This window comes from Paracoccus zhejiangensis, from assembly GCF_002847445.1.
In the GTDB taxonomy this organism is placed as follows: domain Bacteria; phylum Pseudomonadota; class Alphaproteobacteria; order Rhodobacterales; family Rhodobacteraceae; genus Paracoccus; species Paracoccus zhejiangensis.
In genome coordinates this window covers 3428942-3453557 of record NZ_CP025430.1, presented here as the reverse complement: position 1 = coordinate 3453557, position 24616 = coordinate 3428942, and the positions used below count along the sequence as shown (strand labels likewise).

Sequence of the window (24616 nt, the reverse complement as noted above, 5' to 3'; positions counted from 1 at the left end):
CCCGAAAGCAGCCGCCGGATCGCCTCATGGGCCGTTGCGGAAGAAGGGCAGGCTGCGCCGCGGACATGCCGGAAGACGGCATCAAACCCACACGATGCCTCGCCCCGCGTCGTCAGCAGATGATACGCGATCAACGCGTCTGGTTCCTTGACATTCAGCTGGCCGAACGCCTCGATCTGGTTTTCCAGCACCTGAAATACCAGACGTGCATCCTGTTCCGGATCATTCACATGGCCGACCTGCAATCGCCCATCATGGTAATGCTTGACCAGCCGATGATAGGGATTGCGCGGAAACGCCAACGGGTTCTGCCACAGTGTGTCAATCGCGTCCTGCGCCAGTCTCGCCAGCCTTGGCCGGACCGCCATCAGATGTGGCAGGTCGTGACGCAGGATATTGTGGCCGATCAGATGTCCGGTCGCGGGCAAGGCATCATCCAGTTTGTCGAGAGCCTCCTCTACCGCACCCTTGTGGGAAATGATGGCCGGGGTTTCATCACATCGCGCGGCGGCAAACGCGAATATCCTGGCGGATTTGGGATCGACCTCGAGATCAAGGGAAAGGCAACGCTCGAGAAATTCGCGGGAACGGGAGTCCATATTGAACGGCAGGTCCAATCCGATTGATCATTCCAAATGCTGCAATCGTCTCGGGATTATGTGTTCAGGTCAATATCACGTGTCTCGATCGAAACGGATCACGTCTTTGGCGACCGAGGATCGTCTCACGATCAGATCCGACAGTTCGGCCCTGACCTTGCGGCTCCGGCCCTCGATCCGATCGAAAAGCAGGTTCACCGCCTCCTCGGCGATCACCGGCAGATGCAGGTCGACAGCGGCAAAGATGCCGTCGATTTTCGGCGTCTCGCGCAGAAGCCGCAGGGTCTCGCGATAGCCGATCTCCTCGCCGCCCTCCTCGTCGAGCCTCAGCATCAGCGACGGCGCGCGGCGGCTGCCGATAAAGGCGGTGTAGGCCGCGGCGCTTTCGATCTGGCTGGTCCGCTCGGCTGACGCCACCAGCGCCGCCACGCAGCGGCATCCCTGCATCGCCAGATGATAGAGGAGCAGCTTTGCCGTCTCGTGCGAGCGCAGGTCAACTGCGGGAATGTCGAGGCGGTCGGGCACAGTTCCGAACGAGACGATGCGGATGCTGCGACCTTCGAAATGGGCGACCAGTGGGTCGTCGCGCCGGGGCTCGACCAACGCATATGCCGTATGTTCATGGTGAAGTTACGCTACGTCGACCATGGGGTCTATGAAAACTCCGATGATCAAGACCGAGGCATGGGAGCGCCACTGGTCCAAGCAACCACGGCGAGGCATGGAGCTCTCCGAGCTTCTGACCAAGCACTATCACTGCGACTTGGAACGCGACATCGCCGAGGCCGTCCTACAGCTGATTCTTGAGGCCGATATCGAATGCCTGATCGGCGCCGTAGGGCACGAAGGCAGCGGCGTGCGCTCGATCTGGCGCAACGGGTTTCGAATGCATGTGCTCGGACTTCCGCAGAGCTTCGCCAGCTTCCTCCGCCCTCGAGACGAGTCACGATCGCGCCGACAGAGGGACATCCTTGACATGGGGGCGAGACCCCTCCGCCAGCAGCCCTACGGCGTATTCCCGGCATTCGGCCAGCTGTGGCAGGTCACGCAGGTATTCGGCGCGCCCTGCTGTTCGTGGCAGTTCATGCAGCTGGCCATGCTGGTCACCGCCGTCACCTCCTGCATCTGCGGCATCTCCGAGACCGCGCTGTGGCAGGAGGTGCAATCGACCCCGGCATCGATATGGGTGCGATGGCTCCACGTAACGCCGGGCAGGACCTGATAGACCCGTTCCCAGGGGATCTGCTCCTGCGCTTCGTGATACTGGGTCAGGCGCTGGATCGGCTCTTTCTCGATGGCGATGTCGCTGTGGCAATCCATGCAGGTCTGGGTGGCCGGGAAGGTCATCATATTGCCGGGATCGGGGTTCACATGGCAGGTGGTGCAGTCGAGCCCCAGCTCGCCCACATGCCATTGATGGCTATAGGGCAAGGGCTGGTTCGGTGCAGGCGGCGGGTTCGGGTTGGCCTGAACCGGCTCGACCACCCGTTCGGCGGGCGGGGGCGCCTCCTGCTGCGCGGTGACCGGCGCGACCGTGACCATGGCCATGCCGGCGCCAAGGACGGCAAACCCGGTGAAAGCAATCCAACGGAGCATGAGATGCCCCCCCTTGCTGAAACTCAACCCCTTCCGACCACCTCGGCCAACGTCTTGCCGTCATCTTCCAGAATGGCGATGGCGGCGTTGCGGCCGGGCTGGCCGGTGACCGACCCGCCCGGCGCGGTGCAGGCCCCGGTCTGGTAAAGCCCCGGGATCGGCATCCGGTAGGGCGCGAAATTGCCCCAGCGCTTGTCCAGATGATGCACGCTGCCGCGCCACATGGCGGGGTTCATCCGCTCGATGTCGATCGGGCTCATGATCACCCGCGCCAGCACATTCTCGCGCGTGAGGTTCGGGGTATAGCGCAGGTAGCGGTCCAGCACCTGATCGGCGACCTCGTCCTTGATCGCGTCCCAATGCTCGGGGCCTTCCTTCAGCGCATAGGGCATCCCGCCCTCGATCTTCAGCAGCGAAAAGCCGTCGGGCGCGCGACTGCGGTCATAGCCGGCGGCATGGACGATCTGCAGCGGATAATCTTCCAGCGTCAGCTCGCCCCGGGCATTGTCCTCGTTCAGTTTGAAGATGCTTTCCGGACGCTCCATGATCGAGGCCTCGGCCCCGGTGACCGAACCACCCCCGGCCAGCGGATATTCGGGCGATCCCTTCAGCGCGAAATGGAAGGCGAACATGGCCATTTCGGGTTGCCAGACCTCGACGCTGTCGGTGAAGGCCTGCCCCCAAAGATCCGAGGGCGCCATCTGCATCAGATGCTTGACATGTATGGTCGAGACCACGCCCTTGCGGCCCCGGAAGCGGCTGCCATCGGCGCATTCGACGCCGGTGCAGCGGCCGTCCTCGATCATCAGCGCCACCACCGGCATATTGGTCAGGACCGTGCCCTGATGCGCCTCGATGAAGCGGCCAAGCGAGGTGCTGACCATGCCAGAACCGCCCTTGGGCATCGGCCTCCCGTTCATATGGGTCAGCATCGACCAGGCCTGCGACCCGCTGCCCGGGTCGCTGCCCTGCACCCCGCCCCAGCGCCCGCCCGAGATGTTCGCCGCCTGCATCTGCGGGCTTTCCCACAATTGCCGCGCGGCATCGAAGCCCGACAGCACCTCGAGCCGCTGGAAGAAGATCGCCTCGCGCGAGGGATCGGAGCTGGCCGGGTCTGAGAACGGCGGTGAGAAAGTCGACCACGGTAGCGGCGGGATGAGCCCGCTGCGGGCGGCGTAAAAGTCGTCCACCTTTACCCTTTCTGGCGACAGGGAGGGCGGGAGGATTTTCACCGTGGATTTGTATCGGAAGGTTCGCCTGGCTTGTTCAGAAGGCATGAGCCAGCGCGAGGCTGCGCGTCAGTTTGGGGTTTCCCGCGACAGCGTTCGGAAGATGTTGGCGTTCTCGGTTCCGCCTGGATACCGGCGGACGGCGCCGGTGAAGCGGCCGAAGCTGGATGGGTTCACCGAGATCATCGATGGCTGGCTGGAGGGGGATCGCGAGGTCCATCGAAAGCAACGGCACACGGCGAAGCGGGTATTCGAGCGGCTTCGCGATGAGCATGGCTTCACCGACGGCTATACGATCATCAAGGACTATATGCGGGAGCGCGAGCGGCGCGGCCGAGAGATTTTCGTGCCGCTAGCCCATCCGCCAGGACATGCCCAGGCCGACTTCGGCGAGGCTGTGGTCGTCATCGGCGGCGTCGAGCAGAAGGCGCACTTCTTCGTTATGGACTTGCCGCACAGTGATGCCTGCTTCGTGCGCGCCTATCCCGCGGCGACAGCGGAAGCCTGGGTAGACGGCCACGTCCACGCCTTCGCCTTCTTCGGCAGGGTGCCGGTATCGGTCCTCTACGACAACGATCGCTGTCTTGTTGCGAAGATCCTGGCGGACGGCACACGTCAGCGGGCCACGCTCTTCAGCGGGTTCCTGTCCCACTACCTGTTCCGAGACCGCTATGGCCGCCCCGGCAAGGGGAACGACAAGGGCAACGCGGAAGGATTGGTCGGCTATTCCCGCCGCAACTTCATGGTCCCGGTCCCGCGGTTTGTGAGTTGGGCTTCGTTCAACGCCTATCTGGAGGAGCAGTGTCGCAAACGTCAGGCGGATGTTCTGCGCGGCCAGTCCGAGACCATCGGGGAACGCCTCGTGCGAGATCTGGTCGTGATGTCTGATCTGCCACCCGCGCCGTTCGATGCCTGCGACCAAGCCACCGGGCGAGTCAGTTCCCAAGCGCTGGTGCGCTACAAGACCAACGATTACTCGGTGCCGGTCGCCTACGGCCACCGCGATGTCTGGATCAGGGGCTATGTCGACGAGGTTGTGATCGGCTGCGGTGGCGAGCTCATCGCACGCCACCCCCGCTGCTATGACCGCGAGGACATGGTGTTCGATCCGGTGCATTACCTCCCGCTCATCGAGAGGAAGATCAATGCTTTGGATCAGGCCGCGCCTCTTGCCGAATGGAACCTGCCGCCGGAGTTCGCAACCCTGCGCCGCCTGATGGAGGCGCGGATGATCAAGGCGGGACGCCGGGAATATGTGCAGGTTTTGCGCCTGCTGGAAACCTTCGACATCGATGATCTCCACGCGGCCGTGAAGAAGGCCCTGCAATTGGGCGCTGTCGGCTTCGATGCCGTGAAGCACCTCGCTCTCTGCCATGTTGAGAAACGGCCGCCGAAGCTGGACCTCGATGTCTATCCCTACCTGCCGCGGGCCAACGTGGGGACCACCTCGGCGGCAAGCTACATGTCTCTGCTGTCGGGAGACGCGGCATGACCGGTGCGCCGCAGATCCTGCTTGCTCATCACCTGAAGACGCTGAAGCTCCCGACCTTCTTGCGGGAGCACGAGAAGCTGGCGCGCCAATGTGCAGCCGAGGGCCTGGACCACGTCCAGTTCCTCGCCCGACTGGTCGAACTGGAACTGATCGACCGCGAGGGACGGATGATCGAACGCCGGATCAAGGTTGCAAAGTTCCCCGCCAAGAAGAGCCTGGACAGCTTCGACTTCAAGGCGATCCCGAAGCTCAACAAGATGCAGGTGCTGGACCTTGCCCGTTGCGAATGGATCGAGCGGCGCGAAAACGTCATTGCGCTCGGACCGAGTGGCACGGGCAAGACGCATGTTGCTCTGGGGCTGGGACTGGCCGCTTGTCAGAAAGGAATGTCGGTCAGCTTCACTACGGCCGCGGCACTGGTCAACGAGTTGATGGAAGCCCGCGACGAGCGCCGCCTCCTGCGGCTCCAGAAGCAGCTGGCTTCGGTCAAACTGCTCATCATCGATGAACTGGGCTTCGTGCCTCTGTCAAAGACCGGCGCCGAGCTACTCTTCGAGATGATCTCGCAACGCTACGAGCGCGGCGCCACGCTCATCACCAGCAACCTGCCGTTCGACGAATGGACCGAGACCTTCGGAACAGAGCGGCTGACCGGCGCTCTGCTCGACCGCCTGACCCACCACGTCAACATCCTCGAGATGAATGGCGAGAGCTACAGGCTCGCGCAAAGTCGGGCCCGAAACGCCGGCCAGACCCCATAGAAAACCGCAACGCGCGCTTGAGCCCGCCGCTCGGGCTACGCCCTCCCGGCGGGCTCAAGCGCGCAAGAAAGTGGCCTGCTTTTGCGCCGCCCCGTGGCCGGTTTTTGCTCCGCCGTTGACACACTGACCTGGAACAGGATTTTTCCAGCTCTGATTCTCCCCAAGTGAAGTGGTCCGTCGCTATTCTGAGGAAACGGAGGATCGAGAATGGCCAACAAGCGACCGAAGGCGGAAGAAATTGTTTCGAAGTTGCGACAGGTTGAGGTTTTGATGGGGCAAGGCCGTTCCCGCCTGGATGCTATCAGGCGGATCGATCTTGTCGAACAGACCTATTGCCGGTGGCGAACGCGGAATGGGCGTAGACCAACTCAAGGAGCTGGAGCGTCCTCAGCAGGAGTATGAGCGGCTTAGACGTGCCGTGTCGCATCTGACGCTGAGTATTCTTGACGAGTTTAGCCGCGAATGCCTGACGATTAGGGTGCGGCGCAAACTTAACTCAACTGATATGATTGATGCCCTGATGGATCTGTTCATCCTGCGCGACATCCCGGCGCTCATTCGCTCCGACAATGGCCCCGAGTTTGTGGCCCTGGCGATCCAGTCGGGGCGCAGAAGGCCTATATCGAACCGGGATCGCCCCGGGAGAACGGGTATCGGAAGAGCTTCAACGCGCGCTTTCGCGACGGGATGCTGAGCGAGAAAGTCTTCCATAGCCTGCGCGAGGTGCAGATCCTGATCGAGGAATGGAGGAAACGCTACAACACAAAACGACCATACAGCGGATTGGGCTATCGCCCACCAGCCCCAGAAGCCATCGCCCCGATGGACCAAAGACCGGTCATACACCAACCTTCCAAATGGACCACTCAGATGGGGTTGATCACCAACCCGAGCCCCGACCCGGTGCGGATCCATCCGTCCATGGCGCGCACCTATCGCGACCGAGTCGGCGCGCTGATCCGAGGTTTGTCGGATGCCGAGGGGATGGAAGAAGCGAAGGAGGCCTTGCGCGCGCTGGTCGAGCGGATCGCGCTGGCGCCCGACCCGAATGGAGACGGTATGACCATCGACCTGCATGGCGGGCTGGCGAGCCTTTTGCGCCTGGCAACGGGCCAGCCGCTGCACCGGATCACGCGGCACGCAAACGACAGAAAAGCCCTGGGCGCGAGCACCGAGGCTTTTGATAGGATAGGCGAATTAGTGTTGGTTACTGCGACAGGATTTGCATTACAGCGAACTGAAATAGCCGTAACATGCCGCCATTGTTCAGCTTCACAGTTGACGCTGTTTCGCCCACACTGAGCGCATATTCCTGAAGACTATCTTGTCCGATGCTGATGCCTCAATCAGTTCCCTCTCTCCGATCAGATCGACCGCCGCGCGATGTCGAAGAATGCATGGACCAGCTTGGAATTGCGCCGCTCCTGCAGGCAGATCAGCGCCTCGTCCATGATCAGGTCTTCCTCGGGCGTGAGCGTGATCGGGACCAGGCGCTTGTCCTCGCTGAACTCGGCCAGCGACACGAAGCCGATGCCGACGCCCGAGGCGACGATCTCGCGCACGGCCTCGCGGCCCTCGGCCTCGACGGTGGGCTGAAGCTCGACCCCGCAGGCCTGCGCCGCCACCTCCAGCTTGGTGCGGGTCTTTGACCCGCGCTCGCGCAGGACCAGCGGATGGCCCGGCAGCTGGTCCAGCCGCAATTGCCCGACCTCGGCCAAGGGGTGCCCGCGCGCCACGAAGCCGATGATGGGCGAGGAACTGAGCAGCTGGCAGTCAAAGCTTTTCAGCGTCGGCATCTCGCCGAGAATGCCCAGATCGGCCTCGTAATTGTAAAGGCTGCTGACGACGGTCTGGGTATTCCCCGCATGGACCGAGATGCGCACGCCGGGATAGCGTTTGCGGAACTGGGCGAGGATATGCAGCAGGTGATGGGCACTGTCGGCGATGACCCGCAGATGCCCCGATTGCAGCGCCCGGCTTTCTGACAGCAGGTCCAGCGCCTGCTGTTCGCAATCAAAGAGCCGCCGGGTGATCTGCAGCAGCGACTCGCCGGCGCTGGTCAGTGTTACCTGCTTGCGCATCCGGTTGAACAGCAGCACGTCATATTCTTCTTCCAGCTTGCGCACCTGATCCGAGATGGCGGGCTGGGTTAGCAGCAACTCCTCGGCCGCCCGCGAGAAGCCGCCGCAGGTGGCGACATAGTGGAAGGCCCGCAGTTGAACATAGCGCATGACAAACCCCGGTAGATTCTATGATACCATTGAAACTATCGATTTGATTTATGGATGGCAATGCCGCTTGCATGGGGCCTTCCAGCCGGAGGTCGCGCCATGCATCCCTTTCTGATCCTGCTTCACCTTGCCGCCGCGGTGATGCTGCTGCTCTGGGCGGTCCGCATGGTCCGCACCGGGGTTGAACGCGCCTGGGGGGTATCATTGCGTCGCAGCCTGCGGCAGGCGCGGGGCGGCACGGCCGGGATCGCGGCGGCGGGGATGGTGCTCGCAGTGGTGCTGCAAAGCTCGACCGCGGTGGGGGTGCTGGCGGTGGGCTTTGCCGCCTCGGGAATCCTCGGGGTGACGGCGGGCATCGCGGCGATGCTGGGGGCCGATTTGGGGTCCGCGCTGGTGGTCAAGATCCTGTCCTTCGACCTGTCCGAACTGATCCCGGTGCTGCTGCTGGCCGGCGCGACCATGTTCCTGAAATTCGAGAGCCGGCAGATCCGCCAGATCGGGCGCATTCTGCTGGGGATCGCCTTCATCCTTCTGTCGCTCAGGATGGTGGGCGAGGCGACCGAACCACTGCGTGACAGCGCCGCCCTGCCGCAGCTTGTCGCCTATCTTCGCGGCGATCCGCTGACCGCCTTCGCGCTGGCGGCGCTGCTGGCCTGGGGGCTGCATTCCTCGGTCGCGGCGCTCTTGCTGTTCGCCAATTTCGCCGCCAGTGGGCTCTTGCCGGTCGAGGCGGCGGCGCCGATGGTGCTGGGCGCCAACCTGGGCGGCGCGCTGATCGCGGCATGGCTGACGCGGGGGGCCGCCCTGCCCGAGCGGCGGATTCCGATGGGCAACCTGATCTTCCGCGGGCTTGGCGCGGTTATCGCGCTGATCCTGCTGCAGATCATGCCGCAACCCCTGCACCATCTGGGGGGGAGTGCCGGGGTGCAGCTGGTCAATTTCCATGTGCTCTTCAATGCCGCGCTGGTGATCATTGCCCTGCCCCTTGCCGGGGCGATGGGCCGGCTGACCCTGCGGCTCTGGCCGACGCCCGACACGCCGGGCGAAGCCGCCGCCTATCGCAGCGCGCTGGACCCTTTCGCGCTGTCGCAGCCGCGACTGGCGCTGGCCAGCGTGCGGCGCGAGTTGCTGCACATGGCCGAGGCGGTCGAGGCGATGCTGCGCCCGGTCGCCGATCTGCTCGAGGGCGGCGACAGCAAGCGGATCGCACAGCTGCGCGCGATGGATGACGAGGTGAACCAGCGCCATACCGACATCAAGCTATTCATCGCACGGATGAACCGCGCCAACCTGACCGATGAAGAGGCGCGGCGGGGGCTTGAACTGACCGGCATGGCCATCGATTTCGAGGCGATCGGCGATATCATTGCCAAGAACCTGCTGGCACAGGCCGATGAGAAGGTCGGCCGGCAATTGCGCTTCTCGGCCGAGGGCTGGGAGGAGCTGTCGCGTATGCATGCCCGGGTGCTGGCCAACATGCAGCTGGCCCTGCATGTGATGGTCAGCGGCGACCTGCCCACCGCGCGGCAGCTGGTGGCCGAGAAATCCGTCCTGCGCCGGTTGGAGCGCGAGAGCCACGACCGGCATCTGATGCGCCTGCGCAGCGGCCAGACCGACAGTGTCGAGACCAGCGACCTGCACCTGGAAGTGGTCCGGTCGCTGAAGGAAATCAATTCCCTGCTGGTCAAGGTCGCCTATCCGATCCTGACCGAAAATGGCGACCTGCTGGAGTCGCGCCTGCAGATGATGCTTCATCAGTAAAATCGATCATCTGATCTGAAATAACGATTTTACATATATCATACCCCGTGGAAATCTGCATCCAGACAAGGGTTACACTGCAACGAGGATTGCCATGACCACCGCCGATGCCGCCTTCCCCGATCCGCAGATGGGAGAGCCGTTTCTGCTGACACCGGGGCCACTGACCACCGCCTTTAGCGTGAAGCAGGCGATGCTGCGGGACTGGGGCTCCTGGGACGCCGATTTCCGCGCCATGACCCGCTCGCTCTGCGATCAGCTGGTGGCGCTGGCCGGAGATACCGCCGGCGAGTTTGTCTGCGTGCCGATGCAGGGCTCGGGTTCCTTCTCGGTCGAGGCGATGCTGGGCACGATGGTGCCGAAGGGCGGCAAGGCGCTGGTGCTGGCCAATGGCGCCTACGGGCTGCGCGCGGCAGAGACGCTGCGGGTGATGGGCCGGGCCTATACGCTGATCGACAAGGGCGACTACCTGCCCCCGCGCGGTGACGAGGTGGGCCGCGCGCTGGACGACGATCCGGCGATCACCCATGTCATCGCCATCCATTGCGAAACCTCTTCAGGCATCCTGAACCCGGTGGCCGAAATCGCCGAGGCAGTCGCGGCGCGCGGTCGCAGCCTGCTGATCGACTCGATGAGTGCCTTTGGCGCGGTCGAACTGGACGTGAACCAGATCCGCTATGACGCGATGGTCTCCTCGGCCAACAAATGCATCGAGGGCGTGCCGGGCTTTGGCTTCGTCATTGCCCGCAGATCGGCACTCGAGCCGGCCAAGGGCAATGCCCATTCCCTCAGCCTCGACGTTCACGCGCAATGGCAGGGGCTTGTGAAGTCCGGCCAGTGGCGCTTTACGCCGCCCACCCATGTGGTCGCGGCCTTCCTCGAGGCGCTGCGCCTTCACGCCGAAGAAGGTGGCGTGCCCGCCCGTGGTGCCCGCTATACGCAGAACCGCGATGTGATGGTGGCGGGGATGCGCGAACTGGGTTTTGAAACCCTGCTGGCCGATCGCTGGCTGTCGCCGATCATCGTCACCTTCTTCAACCCGGCGCATCCGAACTTTGATTTCTCGCGCTTCTACGAGCTGATGAAGGCCAAGGGCTTCATCATCTATCCGGGCAAGCTGACGGTGGTGGACAGTTTCCGCGTCGGCTGCATCGGCCGCATGGATGCCGAGATCATGCGCCGGGTGGTTCGCGCTGCCGGCGAAAGCCTGACCGAGATGGGTGTGGACAATGCCGCGCCCCCCGCCGCCGCCATTGCCGAGCGCGCCAAGCTGGCCGCCTGACCCCTTCCCTCCTTCACATGGAACCGAACCACATGAACGCCCATTCCCGCGCCCCGGTCCTCGCCAATGACCGCGCCTATCCCTGGCCCAAGGTCCCGGCCATCGCCATCTGCCTCGACGGCTGCGAACCCGCCTATCTCGAGGTCGCCATCGAAAAGGGGCTGATGCCCACGCTGAAGCGGATGCGCGAGACCGGCACCGACCGGCTGGCCCATTCGGTGATCCCCTCCTTCACCAATCCCAACAACCTGTCCATCGCGACCGGGCGCCCGCCCGCCGTCCACGGCATCTGCGGCAACTACCTCTACGAGCGCGAAACCGGCAAGGAAGTGATGATGAACGATGTGCGCTTCCTGCGCGCACCGACCGTATTCAGCCGCTTCTACGAGGCCGGCGCGCGCGTGGCCGTCGTCACCGCCAAGGACAAGCTGCGCGCCCTGCTGGGGGCCGGGCTGCGCTTTGACGAGGATCGGGCGATCTGCTTCTCATCCGAGAAATCCGATACCGCCACCGTCGCCGAGAACGGCATCGACAATGCCAGCGCCTGGCTGGGTCGCCCCGTCCCCGAGGTCTATTCGGCCGATCTGTCGGAATTCGTCTTTGCCGCCGGGGTCCGGCTTTTGGCCGAGTGGAAGCCGGACGTGATGTATCTGACCACGACCGATTACGTGCAGCACAAATACGCCCCCGAGGATGCCGAGGCGCAAAGCTTCTACAGGATGTTCGACAGCTATCTGGCGCAGCTTGACGCGCTTGGCGCGGCGATCGTGGTGACGGCCGATCACGGTATGAAACCCAAGCATCTGGCCGATGGCAGCCCCGCCGTGATCTATGTGCAGGACAAGCTTGATGCGATGCTGGGCAAGGACAAGGCGCGGGTGATCCTGCCGATCACCGATCCCTATGTTGTCCATCACGGCGCGCTAGGTTCCTTTGCCACCGCCTATCTGCCCGAGGGTGTCGATCAGGCGGCGGTCATCGCCGAGCTGTCGGCCATCCCCGGCATGACGCTGGTGGTGGACAAGGCCGAGGCGGTGGAACGCTTCGAACTGCCCGATGACCGGATCGGCGATCTGGTGATGATCTCGGGCGAGAACATGACCCTTGGCACCAGCGCCCACCGCCACGACCTTGCCGCGCTGAAGGAACCCTTGCGCAGCCATGGCGGGCTGACCGAGCAGGTGGTGCCCTTTATCGTCAACCGTCCGATCGACTTGCCCTCGGCGCCGGTGCTGCGCAACTTCGATGCCTTCCTTTATGCCTGTGTGGCGGCGGCGGTGTGATGATGCTGGACAAATCCCCTCCCATCGCCCTGCGGCACGAAGCCATGCGCATCGCCGGGCGCAAGGTCCAGACCAAGGACCGCGTTCCGGTGCATTACCCCTGGTCGGGCGAGGTGATCGGCACCGTGCCCGCCGGAACGGCCGAACACGCGCGCGAGGCCTTTGCCATCGCCGCCGCCTATCGCCCGACGCTGACCCGCTACGAGCGGCAGAAGATCCTGCTAAACGTGGCGCAGATCATCAACGACCGAAAGACCGAGCTTGCGCCGATCATCACCGCGGAACTGGGTATCTCGCTGGCCGATGCCCTGTATGAATGCGGCCGGGCCTATGATGTCTATACGCTGGCCGGGCAGATATGCATTCTCGACGATGGCGAGATCTTTTCCTGCGACCTGACCCCGCATGGCAAAAGCCGCAAGATCTTCACCCTGCGCGAACCCTTGCGGGCGATCTCGGCCATCACCCCCTTCAACCACCCGCTGAACATGGTCAGCCACAAGATCGCGCCGGCCATCGCCACGAATAATTGCATCGTGGTGAAGCCGACCGAACTGACGCCGCTGACCGCATTGTGGCTGGCCGATGCCATCTACGAGGCCGGGTTGCCGCCCGAGATGCTGTCGGTGCTGACCGGCTGGCCGCAGGATATCGGCGACGAGATGATCACCAATGCCGATTTCGACCTCATCACCTTCACCGGCGGCGTGCCGGTGGGCAAGATGATCGCGGCCAAGGCGGTCTACAAGCGGCAGGTGCTGGAACTGGGCGGCAATGACCCGCTGATCATCCTGAACGATCTGTCGGATGCCGATCTGGCCAAGGCCGCCGATCTGGCCGTGGCCGGGGCGACCAAGAATTCGGGCCAACGCTGCACCGCGGTCAAGCGCATCCTGGTGCAGGAGAGCGTCGCCGACCGTTTCGTGCCGTTGGTGCTGGAGCGGGCCAAGAGGCTGCGCTTTGGCGACCCGATGGACCCGGCGACGGAACTCGGCTGCGTCGTCCACGACCGCGCCGCCGAGACCTTCGAGCGCCGCGTGCTCGACGCCGAGGCGCAGGGGGCGAAGATCCTCTATCACCCGGGCCGGCAGGGCGCGCTGCTGCCGCCCATTGTGGTCGATCATGTAAACCATGAAAGCGAACTGGTGATGGACGAGACCTTTGGTCCGGTCATCCCCATCGTTCGCGTGCCCGATGACGATACCGAGGTCATGCGCATCTCGAACTCGACGCCCTTCGGCCTGTCCTCGGGGGTCTGCACCAATGACTACCGGCGGATGCAGGCTTTCATCTCGGGTCTGGTGGTGGGCACGGTGAACATCTGGGAAGTGCCCGGCTATCGCATCGAAATGTCGCCATTCGGCGGCATCAAGGACAGCGGCAACGGCTATAAGGAAGGCGTGATCGAGGCGATGAAAAGCTTCACCAACGTCAAGACGTTCTCTCTGCCCTGGGGGTGAGGGGCCCGGGTGAGCGAACGGGGGCGGGTCAATGCTGCGGCCCGCCCCGCCATCCACAGCGTCAAAGCCGTTCTGCGTGAGTCAAAGATGAGCCTTCTTTCGGTATCGCTGGTCCTTCTGGCCGCTCTGATGCACGCAAGTTGGAACGCGCTGGTCAAGGCGGTGGACGACCGCGCCGGGGTATTGGCGGCGGTGTCGGGGGTCCATGCGCTGACCGGGCTGGCACTGATCGCGCTGGCGCCTGCGCCCCTGCCGGCAAGCTGGCCGATGATCGCGACCTCGGCGTCGCTGCATTACGGCTATTACCTGCTGCTGTTCCGGTCCTATTCCATCGGGGACCTGAGCCAAGTCTATCCGATCTCGCGCGGGATCGCCCCGGCTCTGGTCGCGGTTTCGGCGGCGGTTCTGATCGGCGAGACGCTGCCGCCCGCCGGATGGCTGGGGGTGGTTCTGGTCTCGCTGGGGGTGGGCATTCTGGCGCTGCGCCGGGGTGCGGGGCCGGCGCCGCGCGGTGGCGTGACCTATGCCATCGGCCTTGGCATCCTGATCGCTGCCTATTCGGTCGCCGACGGTCTTGGCGTGCGGGTCTCCGGCAGCGTCCTTGGCTATATCGGCTGGCTGTTCCTGCTGGAATTTCCGGTGCCGCTGGCCATCGCGCTCGCGCGTCACCGGGGCGGCGGCGCGATCCCCCTGCGCGTGCTGTCACTAGGGGCCGGCGCCGGAGTCCTGGCCGTCTCTGCCTATGCAATCGTCTTGTATATCAACCTCTTGGAGCCGCTTGGCGCGGTCTCGGCCGTGCGCGAATCAAGCGTCGTGTTCGCTGCCCTGATCGGCATCTTCCTGTTCGGGGAACGCCCGGTGATTGGCCGCCTGATCGCCGCGACGGTTGTGGCGGCAGGGGTCATCACACTCGCGGTCAGCTGAACGCGTCATATTATCGATACAAGTAATCATTACATCGAAAGAATAGATTTTACTTATTGTTGGACCTCTTCAAACTCTCAAGGAAGGAAAGCCGGGCATGACGATCAACAGAATCCGGCGTCTTCACCACCCTGCGCTTAGCCCGGGCCGGGCAGCGGCGCGCAATATGCCCCAACGGGCCTCATAAACGACAGGGAAATTCTGATGAACCTCAAGACCGCCTTCAAGACCTCAGCCCTTCTGGCCTGCATGGCCGCGGGCGCGCAGGCCGAGACCGAGCTGACCGTCTATACCGGTCTCGAAGCCGACCTGCTGGATCGCTATGCGCAAGCCTTCAACAAGGATCACCCGGATATCAAGATCAACTGGGTGCGCGATTCCTTCGGCGTCATCACCGCCAAGCTTCTGGCCGAAAAGAACAACCCGCAGGCCGACGTGATCTGGGGCATCGCCGGGTCGTCGCTGCTGCTGCTGAAATCCGAGGGGATGCTGGAACCCTATGCCCCCAAGGGTGTCGAGACGCTGGACCCGCGGTATCGCGACAGTGACGAGCCGCCGGCCTGGGTCGGCATGGATGTCTGGGAAGCCTCGGTCTGCTACAACACCGTCGAGGGTGAAAAGCTGGGCGTGCCAGCGCCGACCAGCTGGGAAGACCTGACCAAACCCGAATATGCCGGGCATGTGGTGATGCCGAACCCCGCCTCATCGGGCACCGGCTTCATGGATGTCTCGTCCTGGCTGCAGATGTGGGGCGAGGAAAAGGGTTGGGACTATATGGACCGGCTGCACGCCAATATCGCCGCCTATACCCATTCGGGCTCGAAGCCCTGCAAGATGGCGGCGGCGGGCGAAACCGTGGTCGGCGTGTCCTTCGCCTTCCGTGGCGCCAAGTCGAAATCCGACGGCGCGCCGATCGAGGTGCTGATCCCCTCGGAAGGCATCGGTTGGGATATCGAGGCCTCGGCCATCGTCGCCGGCACCGACAAGCAGGAAGCCGCGCAGACCCTGATCGACTGGTCGATCACCCCGGAGGCGATGAAAGAATATAACGAGGGTTTTGCCATCCTTGCCGTGCCCGGCATCGCCCAGCCCGTTCCCAACTATCCGGCCAATACCGAGGCCGCGATGATCAAGAACGACCTGGAATGGACCGCCAACAACCGCGCGGCGATCCTGGCCGAATGGTCCAAGCGCTACGAATCCAAGTCCGAACCGAAATCGTGAACCCGGCAGGAGACCGGCTGGCAACGGCCGGTCTCCCCCACGCCCCTGAGGGACCAGCGACATGAATGCCATGACCCAGACCCGCGACCCCCACATGCCGGTGGTGCCGGACGCCTATCTCTGCATCGAGAATCTTTGGAAGGCCTATGGAGAGTTCATCGCGCTCCGCGATGTCTCGCTCAGCATGGCCAAGGGTGAGTTCATCTGTTTCCTCGGGCCTTCGGGCTGCGGCAAGACCACGCTGCTGCGCGCCATCGCCGGGCTTGACCCGCAGACCAGCGGCACCATCCATCAAGCCGGGCGCGACATCTCGCGGCTGCCGGCCTCCAAACGCGACTATGGGATCGTGTTCCAGTCCTATGCGCTGTTCCCGAACCTCACGGTTGCCCGCAACATCGCCTTCGGGCTGGAAAACACCGGCCGTCCCAAGGCCGAGATCGCGCAGAGGGTGAGCGAATTGCTGGAACTGGTCGGTCTGCCCGACCGCGCCGGCAACTATCCCGCCCAGCTTTCCGGCGGTCAGCAGCAGCGCATCGCGCTCGCCCGCGCCATCGCCATCAATCCGGGGCTTCTGCTTCTGGACGAGCCGCTCTCGGCGCTGGATGCCAAGGTACGCGTGCATCTGCGCCACGAGATCAAGGAATTGCAGCGCAAGCTGGGCGTCACCACCATCATGGTCACCCATGACCAGGAAGAGGCGCTGGCCATGGCCGACCGCATCGTGGTGATGAATCACGGCGTCGTCGAGCAGGTCGGCACGCCCACCGAGATCTATCGCCAGCCAGCCTCGCTGTTCGTGGCCGATTTCATCGGCGAGACCAACCGCGTGCGCAGCACTTATCGCGGCGGCGCCATCACCATCGGCGGCACCACGCTGCAAACCGCGACACAGGGCGCGCGCGAGGGACAGCAGGTCGTCGTCGCCATCCGCCCCGAGGATGTGCTGCCCCATGCGCTGGACGAGGAGACCGCCACCCTGCCCAACCACCTGCCGGTGACGATCATCGCGATGGAGTTTCTGGGATCGTTCTGGCGCGCCCATCTGCATAGTCCCGAACTGGGCGACACGCCGCTGCTGGCGAATTTCTCGATCAATGCGGTGCGCCGTTTCAATCTGCAGCCCGGCTGCGGCATGGCCGTAGAACTGCCGTCCGAGCGCATCCTCGTCTTCCCGTGCGAGGGCTGAGCGATGACCGCCTCCACCCTGCCCGCCGGCCGCGCCCTCAGCCTTCAGATCGACCGCGATGGCGCGATCAAGCGCGGGTTGATGCTGGTCATCGCGCTCTATCTGGTCGTGGCGCTGGCGCTGCCGCTCTACACCATGCTGTCGAAATCTTTCGTCACCTATTCCTTCGACCTGACCCGCTATGAATTTCAGGTCAGCGATGACAGCGGCACCAGCTTCGGCCCGATCACCAGCGCCTTTGACCTGAACCAAGAGACCAGCCGGCTTGGTCCCGATGATCTGCACAGCACATCGGAAGGCCGCCTGCCCGCCCCCGATCTCTTCGCCGATTTCAGCTTTCGCAGCCCGGTCACCTACCGCATCCGCGCCACCGAGCCCGGCACCAGCTGGCTGGTGGGGCTGGAGCGCGTCGCCTCGCAGGACTGGGTGCAATATGACAGCAACAGCTTTCGCCGGGTCAGCCTGCTGCCGGCGACCAGCACTGGCATTCAGAACTACACCGCCTATTTCTCGAACCCGGCGCTGTCACGCTCGATCTTCAACTCGCTCTTCATCGCCTCGGTCAGCACGGTCCTGACGGTGCTTCTGGCCTTTGGCTTTGCCTATGCGCTGAACCGCAGCTGCATGCGCTTCAAGGGCGCGATGAAGCTGATCGCGATGATGCCGATCCTCGTGCCCTCGCTGCTGCCGGGGATCGGGCTGATCTATCTCTTCGGCAATCAGGGCTTGCTGAAAGGGCTGCTGATGGGCCAGTCGATCTATGGCCCGCTGGGGATCGTGATCGGCTCGGTCTTCTTCACCTTCCCGCATGCGCTCATCATCATCTCGACGGCGCTGGCGATCTCGGACCAGCGGCAATACGAGGCCGCGGATTCGCTGCGCGCCTCGCCCTTGCGGACCTTCCTTACGGTGACGCTGCCCGGTGCGCGCTATGGCCTGATCTCGGCAGCCTTCGTCACCTTCACGCTGGTCATCACCGATTTCGGCCTGCCCAAGGTCATCGGCGGGCAATACAGCGTCTTGGCCATCGACATCTACAAGCAGGTGATCGGCCAGCAGAATTTCGAGATGGGCGCGGTGGTCTCGGTGCTGCTTCTGATACCGGCGGTGCTTGCCTTCCTGGTTGACCGGCAGGTGCAGAAGAAACAGGTCTCGCTGCTGACGGCGAAATCGGTGCCCTATCAGCCCAAGCCCAATGCCGCCTTCGATCTGGCCTGCCTCGGCTGGTGCGGCCTGATCGCCCTCTTCATCCTCGCCATCATCGGCACCTGCCAGCTGGCGGCGCTGGTCAAGCTCTGGCCCTATGACATGTCGCTGAGCCTTGGCAACTATGCCTTTGACCGGATGGATGGCGGTGGCTGGGGGGCCTATTGGAACTCTATCACCCTGGCCGGGCTGACCGCGGTCCTTGGCACGGTGATCGTCTTCACCGGCGCCTATATGGTCGAGAAGATCGACGGGTTCCGCTTTGGCCGGGGGCTGTTCCAGTTCCTCGCCATGCTGCCGATGGCGGTGCCGGGGATGGTGCTTGGTCTCGCCTATATCTTCTTCTTCAACAACCCGGCCAATCCGCTGAACGCCATCTATGGCACCATGGCGATCCTGGTTCTGTCGACGGTGACCCATTTCTACACCGTCGGCCACCTGACCGGACTGACCGCACTGAAGCAGATCGACGCCGAATTCGAGCCGGTGGCAGCCTCGATGCGGCAGCCTTTCTACCGGGTCTTCACCCGGGTGACGGTGCCGATCTGCCTGCCGGCGATCCTCGACATCATGATCTATCTCTTCGTGAACGCGATGACGACGGTTTCGGCGGTGGTCTTCATCTACTCGACCCACACGGCGCTGGCCTCGATCGCGGTGCTGAACATGGACGACGCCGGCGACATCGCCCCGGCGGCGGCGATGGGGATGATGATCTTCTACACCAATGTCGCCGCCCGGCTGCTCCACGCACTGCTGTCGCGGAGGCTGCTGGCTGCGACGCAGAGGTGGAGGGTGAGATCGACCTGACCGGGGATGGTACGCGATGCCGGTGGCTGATCACGGAACTGAAAAGGCGGCCTGATCGTCTGTGGCCCATATCGCAATGCGCCCTGTTTCGGTATCGGGGACGACTCGGCCGGACTGATTTCGGCGTAAGACATCGACATTTGACAGATGCGGTAGATTTCTGAAGGCTCTTTACTCGCGGGTGGGCAAGATCACCAGCAGCCCACACCCCGTGAAACAACGACATGGCCCGCCTGACAGCACGTGAGGACGAGCGCGATGCACTGCGTGCGGAGATCGCCAAGCTCACCGAACCGGCGGTCCAGCATGTCCCGACCCATGCTGAGCTTGAGACGATCTATCGGGCGCAGGTCGAGCGGCTGGAGAGCCTGCTGACCGGCAGTGACCAGATGGTGGCCACGAACGCGCTGCTGAAGGACCTGTTGGGCGAGATCCGCGTCATGGGGGACCCTGAGGCCGCAGACGGTGTGTCGATCACGCTCTGCAGCGCGGCGGCGCAGCTGCTGTAGGTGCCTGTTAGGCAACTAAAAAGCGCCCCGTGGGGCGCTCTGCTTCTGCCTAAGCCATTGATATCTTGCAAGAAAGTATGGTTGCGGGGACAAGCAACCATCTTTACTTGCGACCGCCCTATTCTCTTCACGCCATGCTGCTGCAGACGGAAACATCGCTCCATAGCGAGGTCTTTCGCGCAGCAGCGTAGACGACAATCCGAACCCGGATGCGACCTTTTCACCCACGTTTCGCGTTTCGATCGCCAGCACCTCAACGCTGCCTGATTTTCTTTAGCTCTTTGGGAATGGACAGATCAGACACCCGCCGGCAAAGGATCAGTCCCTTCGCTAAGGATCGCAAGATAGCGGCGGTAGCTGAACACCCGCCCCCGCTTGCGCCCGGTGATTTCGTCAATGATACCCATCTTCTCCAGATCGGCCAGGGCGGCATTGACTGTCGGGGCCGACAGGCCTGTCTGCCGGACCAGTTGGTTGGAAGTCAGGAACGGGTTCTGCTGGAAAAGGTCATGGATGCGAAGCGCCGATCCGGCACGGTCGCTCTCTGTCGTGATGCGCTCGCGGTCTTCCTTGAACAGGTCGACGATCCTGGTCGCGGCCTCGAACGCCTGGTTCGCCGTCTCAGCCACCCCGGCAAGGAAGAAATCCAGCCAGGCCTCCCAATTGCCATGCTCGCGCACCTCCTGAAGCAGCCGGTAATAGTCGGCCCGAGGTCACGTCCGTCAAGGTGGTGTAATTTCTCGGATGGCCTGAGGGCATGATTAGGCGGCTTTCGTTGTGATGCTAAGAATGGGATCGATCTCCTCCTTGTCGATCTGGGCGAAGGCCTCGACCATCATGTAGCGGCTTGCAGTCTGCCACTCGTCGTTTTGTTCGAAGAGGACGGCACCGATCAGGCGCATGATGGAGGCCTCGTTGGGGAAGATCCCGACGACGTCGGCGCGGCGTTTCACTTCCTTGTTCAGACGCTCGATCGGGTTGGTCGAGTGCAGTTTGGTGCGGTGCTGGCGAGGGAAGGACATGTAGGCCAGCACATCGTGCTCGCTTTCGTCCATGAGGTCGGCCAGCTTTGGCCATCTCGGGCGCAACTGCTCGGCCACCTTGCGCCAGGTTTCGCCGGCATGGGCACGGTCGGGCTGGTCGAAGGCCTGCCGGATCGCGGCTGCGATGACGGTGTGCTGGCCGCGCGAAACATGAGCGAGGGCATTGCGCATCCAGTGAACGCGGCACCGCTGCCACGTCGCTTCGAACACCCGGGCGATGGCGGCCTTGAGACCGGTGTGGGCGTCGCTGATGACCAAGCGGACCCCACCGAGGCCGCGCGCCTTCAGCGAGCGCAGGAACTCTGTCCAGAAGGTTTCGGCCTCAGAAGGACCGATGCCCAGACCGATGATTTCCCTGCGCCCCTCGGTGTTCGCGGCCACGGCGATTATCGCCGCCACCGGCACGATACGGCCGCCCTGCCGGACCTTCAGATAGGTGGCATCCAGCCAGAGATAGGGCCAATCGCCGGTCAGCGGCCGGTTCAGGAACTCGCCGACCCTTTCGTCGATGTCCTTGCACAGCTTGGACACGGTGCTCTTGGAGATGCCCGACAGCCCCATGGCCTGCACCAACTCGTCGACGCGACGGGTCGAGACGCCACCGATCCAGGCTTCCTGGATCACCGCGACCAGCGCCTGTTCCGAGGTCTTCCGGGCTTCGAGGAAGCCGGGGAAATAGCTGCCCTTCCGGAGCTTCGGCACCCGCAGGTTCAGCGTGCCCAAACGGGTATCGAGAGCGCGCTCTCGATACCCGTTGCGCCAGGTCGTGCGTTCGCCGCTGCGTTCATGCCGGCCGGCGCCGATCAGGCCGTCGACATCACTCTCCATGATCAGCTGAAGAACGGCCTCGGCAATGCCGCGCAGGAAATCGCCCTGATCATGCTTGGCCAGAAGCTCGGACAGGTCCATGTTGGTCTTGGTCATCGGGGTCTCCGTAAGGTTCGTGGTTGAAGCGTCGAAACTCCACCTCGACCATACACCTCGATGGCCACCCGGGATTACACCGATGAAGGCGTAGAAATTACACCACGTCCGCGGACGCTAACCGGCCCGATGTGTCTTCAGATAGAGGCTGAGGTAAAGCAGCGGCTTGCGCAGCACCCCGTTGACGCAAAGGTACAGCGTCACCAGCAGGCGGCCGATACGGCCGTTGCCATCTAGGAACGGGTGGATGGTCTCGAACCGGACATGCAGCAGCCCGGCCTTGATCAGCGCCGGGAGCCGCGTTTCGTCCTCGTGCATGAAGCGCTCCAGCGCGTCGAGACAGGCACCGAGCTCGGTAACGGGCGGCGGCACATAGAGCGCGTTTCCGGGACGCGAGCCGCCGATCCAGTTCTGCGAACGGCGGAACTCACCGGGGCTTTTCGTGCCGCCTCGTCCACTGTGCAACAGCCGCGCATGCATCTCGCGGATCAGGCGCAGGGACAGCGGCAGTTCCTCCAGCCGCTCCAGCCCGTACATCATTGCATCTACGTAGTTCGACACCTCACGGATGTCGTCGATCGGTTCCCCCGCCTGCGCCTCGGTTTCGAACCGCAGCAGGTCGGTCAACGTGGATTGCGTCCCCTCGATCTGGGACGACAGCACCGCCTCCTTGCGTAATACATGTAAAGGAACAGTTCCTGGCGCGGCAGCAGCATGGTAATGCCGTCCAGCCGCCCCAGCGCACGCTCGGCGAGGCTCAACCGCTCGAGAAGCGCCAGCACATCGATCTGCGGGTTCGGCGGCAGGGGCGGCGGGACAAAGGCGCGCACGATCTCACCCGCGACGGGGGTCTCGACAAAGCGGCCAAGGCGTTGATCAGGTTCGGAATCGGTCATGGGGCGATCATGGCACCCGAGTCCTATTTAAGCAATGTCAGCCAAGATTAAATAACGACAGTGCTAACATAAGCCACCTTAAATAGGCTCACCCTCTTCTGTCCGTAGCAGGTCCACAACCTGCACGACCTGCGATATACCTCTCAAGGATATCGCACACCGGAGCAGACCTCCCTAGGACGGCCGAACCGCAACCTGGCCCAAGAACGCCGCCAGAAGCCTTGCGCCGTTGCGAGTCCTCCAAGGCTGCGAATAGTGTGCCACATGGTCAGAAACACAAAATACACCCTTCCGGCAGGTACTTCGGACTGCGACGGCGCCGTCGAAAAGATGGCGACATCATACACCAATTCTCCTGCTTCCGCAGACATGCTGACCCCTCCAGGGCGGATACTAATGGGCACCGAGGGGCTCACGGCATTTCTTGCTGCCCTGGAGGCTCCAGCAGCGCCGGTGCCGGAGATGGTCGAAGTATTGCGGCGCCCGGCCCCTTGGGAAGCAAACTAAGGGCCCAGGTTCCACAGCCCCCACGAAGCTGCAGAGACGTCCTGGCAGACGTGATATGCTATCGGAATCGCTCGCCAACATCACGGAGGATCGCCGCCTTCCCCTTACATACTGCTGACGATCTTGGCCTCGCGTTGATGAACCTCGACCTGCATGGGTGCGTGGGCATCACCGCGGCCAACATGCTTTGCGATTATGAGCTGGTCTCGCCCGCCACCTTCGTCGCATCCCGCAACGATGCCGGAAACCTGGTCTTCAAAGCTATCGAGATGGAATTGCTGGCCACGGTCGAGATCGGTCGCATCTCGCAGGCCGGGGCCGCAAAACACCCCTTCATCACCGAAGCCTTCGCACGAATGCGGGCAGACCAGTTCGCAACACACAAGCATGTCGTGTTCGACTACGACTACCTTTCGCAATGCGGGCCCGAGGCGCTGGAAACCGCATTCGCAAGATCTGCGCGAAGATGGCGAAAGTAGGAGACGCCGAGCAGTCAGTGCGAACTCGCGACACAGGGAGAACACACCACTGTGCGCCGTACCCGGCCCAATCCTGCCCTTCGCGATTTCGGGATGCCGCAATGTTGCTTTCACCGAACCGGCCGTTCGACCGCTGGTGCAGCATTTTCGTGAGGCGGGCGGCAGCAATGCGGGACGGAGCGGGCTTTCGCTGCGGCTGCGTTCTGCAGACCAAATGCTACCGCTGCATAGACGTGTTGGGCGGGACGGAGACATTCGCTGCAAGCGCGAATGGAACCTTGCTAGAGCGTCGAAGCGGACATTCCGGTAAGACCGCGCCGCCGAACATCGCGCGACCTGCATAAGAGGGTGGTTTCCGGCCATTCGTTTTAAGCGCAAGATGCTCGTGGCCATCCTTCGAAACCGGACATCATCGGAACAGTGGCTTCCGGTTTGGATTTCCGATGTGGAGCATGGCCGCCTGAACTTAAACTGACCGTCACCAGCCAAGACAAGTTGGCAAGTGCAGAAACCCGCACTCTCTCGCAGCCGGCCCAGACCCGCTGCCCATTCGTGCCAAATGGACCGCAGGTTCCGAACGCTGGCCGAATGACCCCCGGTTGAGTCGCCTTAGCCGATAAAGTGCTGCAAAGCCCGGGCGGGGGCCCGGCTCACCAGGATATCTGGATTCGCGCGGCCAAAATCGTTTCCGGCAATTTATGCAAGTTGAACACCACTTCCGCGTAACCTTGGAACGGGCATCTGCGCTGCCCGCGTCACCCGCGTGTGTCATGTCTTACGGGTCACCGATAGCGTGGAGTCCTTCGGCGCGTTGTGGTAACGATCAAATATGACCACGACGACGCACTCACGCTGTCTCTCAAAGCGCCTCCAGCGAACCGGGATTAACGCGGAAACGCTTTGGACCACCGGCGCGCTGGTGTGGCGTGGCGTTCTGCTTGGAACCGCGCTCTATCTGCTTCTCGGCGAGGATCCTGAAGCCAACCTCAAGCTCAACGGCGTTTCCTACATCGTCGCCGTTGTCTGGTCCTACTATGACGGCATGTTCGCCAGACGGGTTTGGTCGATGGCGTTCATGGAGGCGATCTTCCTGCATCTGCTGGGGATCCAGGTCGGCAACCTGCTCGCGGTGATCTTCGGCAATCCGCTGCTCGGGACATGACAGGCGGCGGAAAACAATTCCACATGCCTCCCCGTTCGCTGACCCGCATCAG

22 protein-coding genes and 1 pseudogene are annotated in these 24616 nt (G+C 63.1%); 15 read left to right on the top strand and 8 right to left on the bottom strand.

From position 1 onward, the window contains the following. Positions 1-65 precede the first annotated feature (65 nt). Positions 66-626 carry a hypothetical protein gene (locus tag CX676_RS23045; RefSeq protein WP_232816500.1) on the top strand — a complete coding sequence of 187 codons (561 nt, stop codon included), beginning with the start codon at positions 66-68 and terminating at the stop codon, positions 624-626. Between the two features lie 48 nt (positions 627-674). On the opposite strand, the gene CX676_RS16735 is transcribed toward CX676_RS23045, so the two are convergent. From CX676_RS16735 to CX676_RS16725, 3 genes are all read right to left on the bottom strand, one after another. Next, positions 675-1202 (bottom strand): type 1 periplasmic-binding domain-containing protein, encoded by a 528-nt coding sequence (locus CX676_RS16735; protein WP_101753564.1) that lies wholly within the window; start codon positions 1200-1202, stop codon positions 675-677. A 402-nt stretch (positions 1203-1604) separates the two neighbouring features. Next, positions 1605-2195 carry a cytochrome c3 family protein gene (locus tag CX676_RS16730; RefSeq protein WP_101753563.1) on the bottom strand — a complete coding sequence of 197 codons (591 nt, stop codon included), beginning with the start codon at positions 2193-2195 and terminating at the stop codon, positions 1605-1607. Positions 2196-2218: 23 nt separating this feature from the next. Beyond that, the gene (locus CX676_RS16725; RefSeq protein ID WP_101753562.1) at positions 2219-3385 is read right to left on the bottom strand and encodes a phytoene desaturase family protein; all 1167 of its coding nucleotides are present in this window, start codon (positions 3383-3385) and stop codon (positions 2219-2221) included. Between the two features lie 43 nt (positions 3386-3428). Between CX676_RS16725 and istA the strand changes: the two genes are divergently transcribed. The 3 genes and pseudogenes from istA to CX676_RS23330 form a co-directional block, all read left to right on the top strand. After that, positions 3429-4916, top strand: a complete 1488-nt coding sequence (gene istA, locus CX676_RS16720) for an IS21 family transposase (RefSeq protein WP_157935981.1) — start codon at positions 3429-3431, stop codon at positions 4914-4916. Next, positions 4913-5677, top strand: coding sequence for an IS21-like element helper ATPase IstB (istB, locus tag CX676_RS16715; RefSeq protein ID WP_028095139.1), 765 nt, complete (start codon positions 4913-4915; stop codon positions 5675-5677). Before istA ends, istB begins: the two co-directional genes overlap by 4 nt. Positions 5678-6110: 433 nt before the next feature. Beyond that, positions 6111-6520, top strand: a pseudogene (locus tag CX676_RS23330) (integrase core domain-containing protein); the annotation flags it as partial. Between the two features lie 521 nt (positions 6521-7041). On the opposite strand, the gene CX676_RS16705 reads toward CX676_RS23330, so the two are convergent. Next, entirely contained in the window at positions 7042-7908 is an 867-nt protein-coding gene (locus CX676_RS16705) for a LysR substrate-binding domain-containing protein (RefSeq protein WP_101753560.1), read from the bottom strand. A gap of 99 nt (positions 7909-8007) precedes the next feature. Between CX676_RS16705 and CX676_RS16700 the strand changes: the two genes are divergently transcribed. From CX676_RS16700 to CX676_RS16660, 9 genes are all read left to right on the top strand, one after another. Continuing rightward, positions 8008-9669: a Na/Pi cotransporter family protein gene (locus CX676_RS16700; RefSeq protein WP_101753559.1), complete on the top strand. Its 1662-nt coding sequence runs from the start codon at positions 8008-8010 to the stop codon at positions 9667-9669. Positions 9670-9763: 94 nt separating this feature from the next. Continuing rightward, entirely contained in the window at positions 9764-10951 is a 1188-nt protein-coding gene (locus CX676_RS16695) for a 2-aminoethylphosphonate--pyruvate transaminase (RefSeq protein ID WP_198590231.1), read from the top strand. A gap of 32 nt (positions 10952-10983) precedes the next feature. Next, a complete protein-coding gene (phnA, locus tag CX676_RS16690) occupies positions 10984-12234 on the top strand; it encodes a phosphonoacetate hydrolase (protein WP_101754400.1) in 1251 nt (416 codons plus the stop codon). 2 nt (positions 12235-12236) lie between these two features. Then, entirely contained in the window at positions 12237-13694 is a 1458-nt protein-coding gene (gene phnY, locus CX676_RS16685; protein WP_101754398.1) for a phosphonoacetaldehyde dehydrogenase, read from the top strand. An 87-nt stretch (positions 13695-13781) separates the two neighbouring features. After that, positions 13782-14618 carry an EamA family transporter gene (locus tag CX676_RS16680; protein WP_198590230.1) on the top strand — a complete coding sequence of 279 codons (837 nt, stop codon included), beginning with the start codon at positions 13782-13784 and terminating at the stop codon, positions 14616-14618. Positions 14619-14822: 204 nt separating this feature from the next. Beyond that, a complete protein-coding gene (locus tag CX676_RS16675) occupies positions 14823-15842 on the top strand; it encodes a putative 2-aminoethylphosphonate ABC transporter substrate-binding protein (protein ID WP_101753558.1) in 1020 nt (339 codons plus the stop codon). 61 nt (positions 15843-15903) lie between these two features. Further along, positions 15904-17028, top strand: a complete 1125-nt coding sequence (locus CX676_RS16670; RefSeq protein ID WP_232816499.1) for a putative 2-aminoethylphosphonate ABC transporter ATP-binding protein — start codon at positions 15904-15906, stop codon at positions 17026-17028. Between the two features lie 3 nt (positions 17029-17031). After that, positions 17032-19044, top strand: coding sequence for a putative 2-aminoethylphosphonate ABC transporter permease subunit (locus CX676_RS16665; protein WP_101753557.1), 2013 nt, complete (start codon positions 17032-17034; stop codon positions 19042-19044). Between the two features lie 224 nt (positions 19045-19268). Further along, positions 19269-19553: a hypothetical protein gene (locus tag CX676_RS16660; RefSeq protein ID WP_101753556.1), complete on the top strand. Its 285-nt coding sequence runs from the start codon at positions 19269-19271 to the stop codon at positions 19551-19553. 296 nt (positions 19554-19849) lie between these two features. On the opposite strand, the gene CX676_RS16655 is transcribed toward CX676_RS16660, so the two are convergent. The 4 genes from CX676_RS16655 to CX676_RS23030 form a co-directional block, all read right to left on the bottom strand. Then, positions 19850-20233 carry a winged helix-turn-helix transcriptional regulator gene (locus tag CX676_RS16655; RefSeq protein ID WP_232816498.1) on the bottom strand — a complete coding sequence of 128 codons (384 nt, stop codon included), beginning with the start codon at positions 20231-20233 and terminating at the stop codon, positions 19850-19852. A gap of 81 nt (positions 20234-20314) precedes the next feature. After that, complete coding sequence (locus CX676_RS16650) at positions 20315-21520, bottom strand: IS256 family transposase (protein WP_101752090.1); 1206 nt, start codon at positions 21518-21520, stop codon at positions 20315-20317. A 117-nt stretch (positions 21521-21637) separates the two neighbouring features. Next, complete coding sequence (locus CX676_RS23035; protein WP_232816497.1) at positions 21638-22147, bottom strand: Fic family protein; 510 nt, start codon at positions 22145-22147, stop codon at positions 21638-21640. Further along, complete coding sequence (locus CX676_RS23030; RefSeq protein ID WP_232816496.1) at positions 22144-22416, bottom strand: hypothetical protein; 273 nt, start codon at positions 22414-22416, stop codon at positions 22144-22146. The genes CX676_RS23035 and CX676_RS23030 overlap by 4 nt, the downstream gene beginning before the upstream one ends. A gap of 644 nt (positions 22417-23060) precedes the next feature. Between CX676_RS23030 and CX676_RS16640 the strand changes: the two genes are divergently transcribed. Together CX676_RS16640 and CX676_RS16635 are read left to right on the top strand one after the other, a co-directional pair. Then, positions 23061-23402, top strand: coding sequence for a hypothetical protein (locus CX676_RS16640; RefSeq protein WP_101753555.1), 342 nt, complete (start codon positions 23061-23063; stop codon positions 23400-23402). Positions 23403-24231: 829 nt separating this feature from the next. After that, positions 24232-24564: a hypothetical protein gene (locus CX676_RS16635; protein WP_157935980.1), complete on the top strand. Its 333-nt coding sequence runs from the start codon at positions 24232-24234 to the stop codon at positions 24562-24564. Positions 24565-24616 lie beyond the last annotated feature (52 nt).

Bases quoted from the DNA above. Each gene is read 5' to 3' on its own strand.
- CX676_RS23045 (WP_232816500.1), top strand. From the start codon at position 66: ATGCCGGAAGACGGCATCAAACCCACACGATGCCTCGCCCCGCGTCGT.
- CX676_RS16730 (WP_101753563.1), bottom strand. From the start codon at position 2,195: ATGCTCCGTTGGATTGCTTTCACCGGGTTTGCCGTCCTTGGCGCCGGC.
- istB (WP_028095139.1), top strand. From the start codon at position 4,913: ATGACCGGTGCGCCGCAGATCCTGCTTGCTCATCACCTGAAGACGCTG.
- CX676_RS16705 (WP_101753560.1), bottom strand. From the start codon at position 7,908: ATGCGCTATGTTCAACTGCGGGCCTTCCACTATGTCGCCACCTGCGGC.
- CX676_RS16700 (WP_101753559.1), top strand. From the start codon at position 8,008: ATGCATCCCTTTCTGATCCTGCTTCACCTTGCCGCCGCGGTGATGCTG.
- CX676_RS16695 (WP_198590231.1), top strand. From the start codon at position 9,764: ATGACCACCGCCGATGCCGCCTTCCCCGATCCGCAGATGGGAGAGCCG.
- phnA (WP_101754400.1), top strand. From the start codon at position 10,984: ATGAACGCCCATTCCCGCGCCCCGGTCCTCGCCAATGACCGCGCCTAT.
- phnY (WP_101754398.1), top strand. From the start codon at position 12,237: ATGCTGGACAAATCCCCTCCCATCGCCCTGCGGCACGAAGCCATGCGC.
- CX676_RS16680 (WP_198590230.1), top strand. From the start codon at position 13,782: ATGAGCCTTCTTTCGGTATCGCTGGTCCTTCTGGCCGCTCTGATGCAC.
- CX676_RS16675 (WP_101753558.1), top strand. From the start codon at position 14,823: ATGAACCTCAAGACCGCCTTCAAGACCTCAGCCCTTCTGGCCTGCATG.
- CX676_RS16670 (WP_232816499.1), top strand. From the start codon at position 15,904: ATGAATGCCATGACCCAGACCCGCGACCCCCACATGCCGGTGGTGCCG.
- CX676_RS16665 (WP_101753557.1), top strand. From the start codon at position 17,032: ATGACCGCCTCCACCCTGCCCGCCGGCCGCGCCCTCAGCCTTCAGATC.
- CX676_RS16660 (WP_101753556.1), top strand. From the start codon at position 19,269: ATGGCCCGCCTGACAGCACGTGAGGACGAGCGCGATGCACTGCGTGCG.
- CX676_RS16650 (WP_101752090.1), bottom strand. From the start codon at position 21,520: ATGACCAAGACCAACATGGACCTGTCCGAGCTTCTGGCCAAGCATGAT.
- CX676_RS23030 (WP_232816496.1), bottom strand. From the start codon at position 22,416: ATGACCGATTCCGAACCTGATCAACGCCTTGGCCGCTTTGTCGAGACC.
- CX676_RS16640 (WP_101753555.1), top strand. From the start codon at position 23,061: ATGAACCTCGACCTGCATGGGTGCGTGGGCATCACCGCGGCCAACATG.
- CX676_RS16635 (WP_157935980.1), top strand. From the start codon at position 24,232: ATGACCACGACGACGCACTCACGCTGTCTCTCAAAGCGCCTCCAGCGA.